Annotated in this window: 6 protein-coding genes; 3 read left to right on the plus strand and 3 right to left on the minus strand. The window is 64.0% G+C overall.

Annotation, left to right across the window (positions count from 1 at the left end; translation table 11 throughout):
* Positions 1-197 precede the first annotated feature (197 nt).
* Complete coding sequence (locus ABNU97_RS08875) at positions 198-1,628, plus strand: sodium:glutamate symporter (RefSeq protein WP_348766378.1); 1,431 nt, start codon at positions 198-200, stop codon at positions 1,626-1,628.
* A 286-nt stretch (positions 1,629-1,914) separates the two neighbouring features.
* A complete protein-coding gene (locus ABNU97_RS08880) occupies positions 1,915-2,835 on the plus strand; it encodes an alpha/beta hydrolase (RefSeq protein ID WP_348766379.1) in 921 nt (306 codons plus the stop codon).
* Between the two features lie 248 nt (positions 2,836-3,083).
* Here ABNU97_RS08880 and ligD (ABNU97_RS08885) read toward each other — a convergent pair whose 3' ends face one another.
* The 3 genes from ligD (ABNU97_RS08885) to ABNU97_RS08895 are packed head-to-tail and all read right to left on the minus strand — an operon-like array spanning position 3,084 to position 5,576.
* The gene (gene ligD / locus ABNU97_RS08885) at positions 3,084-3,956 is read right to left on the minus strand and encodes a non-homologous end-joining DNA ligase (RefSeq protein ID WP_348766380.1); all 873 of its coding nucleotides are present in this window, start codon (positions 3,954-3,956) and stop codon (positions 3,084-3,086) included.
* Positions 3,953-4,966: a non-homologous end-joining DNA ligase gene (gene ligD, locus ABNU97_RS08890; protein ID WP_348766381.1), complete on the minus strand. Its 1,014-nt coding sequence runs from the start codon at positions 4,964-4,966 to the stop codon at positions 3,953-3,955. Before ligD (ABNU97_RS08890) ends, ligD (ABNU97_RS08885) begins: the two co-directional genes overlap by 4 nt.
* Positions 4,959-5,576 carry a DNA polymerase ligase N-terminal domain-containing protein gene (locus tag ABNU97_RS08895; protein ID WP_348766382.1) on the minus strand — a complete coding sequence of 206 codons (618 nt, stop codon included), beginning with the start codon at positions 5,574-5,576 and terminating at the stop codon, positions 4,959-4,961. Before ABNU97_RS08895 ends, ligD (ABNU97_RS08890) begins: the two co-directional genes overlap by 8 nt.
* Before the next feature lie 156 nt (positions 5,577-5,732).
* Here ABNU97_RS08895 and ABNU97_RS08900 point away from each other — a divergent pair, with 156 nt between their 5' ends.
* Entirely contained in the window at positions 5,733-6,176 is a 444-nt protein-coding gene (locus ABNU97_RS08900; protein ID WP_348766383.1) for a nucleoside deaminase, read from the plus strand.
* Positions 6,177-6,270: the final 94 nt, after the last annotated feature.

The following is a 6,270-nucleotide window of genomic DNA, read 5'->3' on the forward strand; positions in this document are numbered from 1 at the left end:
TCGAATTCGACCGCGCGGGGATTGATAGTAAACCGGGCGCATCGGCACGAAAGCTGCGTTTGCCTGTGCCATGGAACAGACTACGCTGACAGGCAGGGGGGCCCGCGCCGGCAACGGTTCGCGGGCCGAGCCGTTGGCGGGCCGGATTCCAACGACATTACGACAACAACAAGCACACCGATAAAACAGGGGGCTTCATGACGGCCGATCAGATTGGTTTTTCCTTGCTCATGCTGGCGATCTTGCTCTACGCCGGCAAATGGGTGCGCATGCACTGGGCGCCGGCCCAGAAACTGTTTCTGCCGGCCTCGATTCTGGCGGGCGCCATCGGGCTGATTCTGGGCCCCGGCGTACTCGGCGCCATCGCGCGTGCGGTGGGCGGTGAGGAAGCAGCGCTCGCGCAGGGGGCAATTCCCGAATCCATGCTGTCGATATGGAGTGACCTGCCCGGCTTGCTGATCAACGTGGTATTCGCCACGCTGCTGCTCGGCGTTCCGCTGCCCAACTTCAATCGCGTCTGGAGCCTGGCCGGGCCGCAGCTGGCCTTCGGCATCACCCTGGGCGCCGGTCAGTACGTCATCGGTATTCTTATAGCTGCCCTCGTTCTGGCACCATTTTTCGGCGTGCCGATCATGGCCGGTGCACTGATCGAAATCGGCTTCGAAGGCGGCCACGGCACCGCGGCCGGCCTGCAGGGCACGTTTGCCGAACTCGGCTTTGCCGACGGCGCCGATCTGGCGGTGGGCATGGCCACGGTCGGCGTGGTGTCGGGCATCGTGTTCGGCATCATCCTGATCAACTGGGGCGTGCGTACCGGCAAGAGTGCCGTGCTCGACAAGAGCGTCGCCAGCATCCCGCACGATCAGCGCCGGGGTCTGGTCGCCCACGACGATCGCCCGTTATCGGCCGGTAACATGACGGTACGCTCGGAATCGATCGAACCGTTGACCCTGCATTTCAGCTTCATCGCCATGGCCATTCTCGTGGGCCTGGGCATTCTCGAAGCCATGAGCTGGGTCGAAAGCGTGACCTGGGGCGCAGGCGAGAACGGCATCGAACTGCTCAGTGCCGTGCCGCTGTTCCCGTTGGCCATGATCGGCGGTCTGGTCGTACAACAGATTCTCACCCGCTTCGACAAGCACAACCTGCTCGATCGCGGCCTGATGGAGCGCATTCAGGGCTTCGCGCTGGATCTGCTCATCGCCGCCGCCATCGCCAGTCTGTCGCTGACGGTGATCGCCGATCACTGGGCGGCTTTCCTGATGCTCGGTATGGCCGGCATCGCCTGGAACGTGGGCATGTTCCTGTGGCTCGCACCGCGGGTCATTCCCAAGTACTGGTTCGAGCGCGGCATCGGCGATATCGGCCAATCCATGGGTGTGACCGCCACCGGCCTGATCCTCATGAAGATCGCCGATCCGGACAACAAGACCCCGGCCTACGAGGCCTTCGGCTACAAGCAGATGGTGTTCGAGCCCTTCTTTGGCGGCGGCCTCGTGACCGGCCTGTCCCTGCCCATCATCTACAACTTCGGCCCCTGGCCGTTCTTTGCCGTGATGCTCGCACTCGTGGTCCTGGGCATCGGCTCCGGGCTGCTCTACTTCGGGCGCTTGAAGCAGGACTACTAACGCGAGCACCGCCGCGTTAGCCAACGCCACGCCGCTCGCCTGAACAGCGTAGCGGCGTGGCCGACCAGGCTGCCTGGCCCTTCAACGCGGCGGGTAGCCCGCCGGCAGGCTGCCACCGGCCGGCGCGAGCGCGGCCCATGCCCGGCAGGCGAACTACTGGGCGATTCGCGCTCGTGCCTTTTCCACGCTTGGCGTATTATCCGAAAATACTATTTTTTGCATATGCGCCGCCCTGGCCTGCGCGACCCGCGCTGAACAGGGCCGATGACGCGAACAGGGAGCACGCATGGGTTCGCACAAAAAAAGAAAGGTCCCCTTCAAGAGCCAGGGCGCGAACTGCGCGGCCACGCTGCATGTGCCCGATAGCGGCGATAACGCCCCCTACCCCACGATTGTCATGGTGCATGGCTGGGGCGGTACCCAGCTGTTGCTGGTCACGCCCTTCATCGAAGCGTTCAACGACGCGGGATTCGCGGTTCTGACCTTCGATTACCCCGGCTGGGGCGACAGCGAGGGCGAGCCACGCCACACCATCAACCCCTGGAAGCGCGAGCAAGTGGTCGAGCGCGCGATCGCCCACGTGCGCACACTGGAGGAAGTCGATGATCGCCGGATCATTCTCTGGGGCACGTCGTTCGGCGGCGGCCACGTAGTCAAGATCGCGACCACCCATCCCGAACTTTACGGCGCGATCGCCCAGGTGCCGATGCTCGACGGCCTACGCGCGGTGACCGCGGTACCGGCCCCACGCATGCTGCGATTCGGGCTGGACATGGTGCGCGACTTCGCCAGCCTAGGGCGTACCCATTACATCCCGATCATCGCCCCGAAAGACGAGTATGCCTCCATGGATCGGGACGGGGCCTGGCGAATAGATGCCTGGATCGCCTCGCATCTCGACGCGGAATACGACAACCGCGTGTCGGCCGCTTCGCTTGCCACCATGGGCTTCTATCGCCCGTTCAAGCAATTGAAATCCATTCGTATTCCCACGCTGATCATCGGCGCGACACGGGATACGGTGGCGCCGTTCGACCAACGCCGGGTGGCAGCCCAGGCATCGGATAGCGTCACCATAAAGACGATCGACGCCAACCACTTCGATCCGTACCTGCCACCTTGGTACGAAACGAATATCGGGCTGCAGCTCGATTTTCTGCGCGCGCTGGTGCCGCAACCCACACATGACGCCGATCGCGTCGCGTAGGCGGATAGCGGGCGACGACCAAGCAGGGCGTAGGTTGGATTAGCGCAGCGTAATCCAACAAAGAACGCAGCCGGCGGAGCCGGTCCGCCCCACGCGCCGAGCCGGGCAGACAGGCGTTGCCGTGTTGGCTTACGGCCTTCGGCCCAAGCCAACCTGCACGGATGGGAACGCGTCCCGGAGGTCGTCCTGTTTTGGCCGCGTCTTTTCTTACGTCCGCGGCCTACCGGCCCAGCCGTTCGCCGCGGGCATCAATCATCCAGCCGGCGAATCGCGGGCGTCAGACTTTGTGCCTGGCGGTCGATACCGGCCCAGGGGCAATCCCGCTGCGCGAGCCGGCGAAAGATATTGCCCATATGAAAGCGCTGCGGGCCGATCTTGGCGTCGCCAAGTTCATCCCAATCCAACGGCGTGGCGATGGGCGCACCGGGTTTTGCGCGTAGCGAATACGGCGCGATACCGGTCTGGGCGTAGGCATTGCGCCGAATATCCAGATACAGCCGGCCCCGCCGCTTGTCCTTGCGATGCGCGGTCGTGAACTCGTCGGGATGATCGGCCGCAAGGCCTTCGGCAATCCGCTCGGCAAAATCGCGAACCGTGTCGAAGTCGGCGCTGCGATCCAGGGGCACGACGACATGCAGGCCGGAGGAGCCGGTCGTCATCACGAACGCCTGCAGATCGAGGTCGTGCAGACGTTTCCGTAGGCAACGCGCTGCCTTGATCACGAGGTCGAAATCGTCACCGGGCGGGTCCAGGTCGAAGATCAGCCGGTCTGGATGGTGCGGCGTATCGGCGCGCGAGAGCCAGACATGAAAGGCAATCGTGCCCTGGTCGACCAACCAGGCCAGCGTATCGGCATCGGGGGCCAGGGCGTGGGTAATCTCGCCGTCTTCCTTATCGACGGTCACCCGCTCGATCCAGTCCGGATAGTGGTCCTGAACGCTTTTCTGGATGAAGTTCACGCCGTCGATGCCGTCCGGAAAGCGGTGCAGCGTCAACGGCCGGCCCTCGATCAGCGGCAGCAGCTGGGCGGCGATCCGCTGGTAGTAGTCGACAAGATCGGCCTTCGTGTAACCGGCCTTCGGAAAGAACAGCTTGTCGGCGTTGCCGATTTCGATACTCACGGTGCGCTTTCGGGCTGTTCGCGTACGACTTCGCGTGCGTCCTTGTCGTCGCGTTCGCCGAGATAGCTCGGGTGGCGCAGCCGGCCGTCGTCCGTCCATTCGGTAAAGGCGAACTCTGCCACGCGCTCCGGCGTGACCCAGTGCACCCCGGCCTGCTGGGCGCCCGGGTCGATGAAGGGTGAGGTCTTGCGTTCGATGGCCTCGAGCGACCGGCGCAGACGCGCCAGCTCGTCTTCGTCGAAGCCGGTGCCGACCCGACCGGCATAGTGCAGATCGCCGTTGTCGTAATAACCGACCAACAACGCGCCGAGACCGCTGCGGCTGCCCTGCGGCTCGGTAAAGCCGCCGATAACCAGCTCCTGGCCACGGCTGCACTTGAGCTTGAGCCAGCGCCGGGAGCGTCCGCAGCGATAGGGGCTGTCGGCTTGTTTGGCAAGAATGCCTTCCCAGCCTTTGGCCCGTGCTTCGGCGAGATAGTCTTCGCCGCAGGTATTGCGATGCGCGGTATAGCGCAGCGCCTTGCCAAAGTCGAACTGGCTGCGCAGCAGCTGCTTGCGATCGCGCAGCGCCACGCGGCGCAAATCCAGACCGTCCAGCCAGGGGCAGTCGAAGGCATAGAAATACACCGCCACCCCACTGGCCTTTGCGGCCTCGGGGTCGCTGATGCCGGCACGCTGCTGAAGACGCGAGAAACTGGTGACCTTGCCGTCGAAGGCGACCACTTCGCCGTCGAGCACGAAGCGCCGATGCGGCTGCTGGGCAAAACACGCCACCAGCTCGGGGAAATGGTCGGTACGCGACTGGCCGTTGCGGGTAAGCAGCTCCACGTGATCGCCGTCGCGAAAGACCAGCAGGCGAATGCCGTCGAGCTTGCGTTCGAATATCCACTCCGTGTCCGAAAACGGCGTATCGGACAGCGTGGCCAGCATCGGCTCGAAGCGCCGCGGCATGGTCAGGTTGCGCGTATCGTCGAGCACGCGCTCGGGCAATTCATCGCGCCAGTCAGTCATTGTCCGGCCCCTGCGCGGCGATATCGGCCAGACCGCGATCGCTCAAGACCGAGTCGGGTTCGGTGTTCACCGGGTTGCGGCGGGCATCGGCCGCATCGTCGTCCATTTTCACCAGCAGCCACTGGCGCTTGCCGTTTTCGCTGCGGAAATGGGTCAGCGAATAGCCGCCGCTTATTTTCTCCCCGTGCAGCACCACGGTGAGATGGCCGTCGGCAAAACAGTCGGCCAGGCTCTTTTCGATATGCCCGTCGTCGTCGCGCTTGGCGTTCTCGAAAGGCCCCGTATCCCAGACCAGCACCGTGCCGCCGCCGTATTGATCGCCAGGAATCACGCCTTCGAAATCGGCATAGTCGAGCGGGTGGTCCTCGGTTTCCACCGCCAGGCGCTTTTCGCGCGGGTCGGTCGACGGGCCCTTGGGCACGGCCCAGGACTTGAGCACGCCGTCGATCTCAAGCCGGAAATCGTAGTGCAGCGTGGAGGCATCGTGCTTCTGGATCACGAAAATCGGCCGATCGCCGCCCTTGCCGACGCCGGCCCTGCCCGAAGGCTCCGGGCTGCGCTCGGGATCCCGGCGATCACGATAGCGGGCAAGCTTGTCTTGTGTGGTCATGTCGACTCTCTTGCTTGATACACGATTGATAGCGGCTTGCGCGCGTCCCGGCTATTCGCAGTTTTACTCATACGCCGACGCGCGGGCGTGCAGCACCGGCTCGCTCGCCTGCCAGCGCTTGAGCGCCTAAACTCGCGCTTTTGCGGATCTTTTGCGATGAACCACAGCGATTACATGGCCCAGGCCCTGGCGCAGGCACAGCTGGGCCTGGACGAAGGCGGCGTGCCCATCGGCTGCGTACTGGTACGCAACGGCGAGGTGGTCGGTGCCGGCCATAACCGCCGCGTACAGCGCGATAGCGCCATCCTGCACGCGGAAATGGACGCGCTCGAAGCCACCGGCCGCCGCCCCGGGTCGTTCTACAAGAACGTCACGCTTTACACCACGCTCTCGCCCTGTGCCATGTGTACCGGCGCGATTCTGCTCTACGGCATCCCGCGCGTGGTGATTGGCGAAAACGAAAGCTTCATGGGTGAAGAAACCCTGCTGGCCGAACGCGGCGTCGAAGTCGAGGTGCTGGGCGATGCCGGCTGTCGCCAGTTGATGGTCGACTTCATGCGCGAGCGCCCGGATCTCTGGAACGAGGATATCGGCGTTTAGGAAAGCTCTGCACAACCTGTCGCAGTCGCGCCGGGTGCGTTGCGCGCGATTGACAGACAAGTGAGAGCGTAGCGTGCCCAAGCCAATAAGCAGG

The organism is uncultured Salinisphaera sp., from assembly GCF_964012375.1.
GTDB lineage: Bacteria > Pseudomonadota > Gammaproteobacteria > Nevskiales > Salinisphaeraceae > Salinisphaera.

What these genes read in the sequence shown, in the direction of transcription:
- ABNU97_RS08875 (WP_348766378.1), top strand. Translation starts at nt 198, where the DNA reads ATGACGGCCGATCAGATTGGTTTTTCCTTGCTCATGCTGGCGATCTTG.
- ABNU97_RS08880 (WP_348766379.1), top strand. Translation starts at nt 1,915, where the DNA reads ATGGGTTCGCACAAAAAAAGAAAGGTCCCCTTCAAGAGCCAGGGCGCG.
- ligD (WP_348766381.1), bottom strand. Translation starts at nt 4,966, where the DNA reads ATGACTGACTGGCGCGATGAATTGCCCGAGCGCGTGCTCGACGATACG.
- ABNU97_RS08895 (WP_348766382.1), bottom strand. Translation starts at nt 5,576, where the DNA reads ATGACCACACAAGACAAGCTTGCCCGCTATCGTGATCGCCGGGATCCC.
- ABNU97_RS08900 (WP_348766383.1), top strand. Translation starts at nt 5,733, where the DNA reads ATGAACCACAGCGATTACATGGCCCAGGCCCTGGCGCAGGCACAGCTG.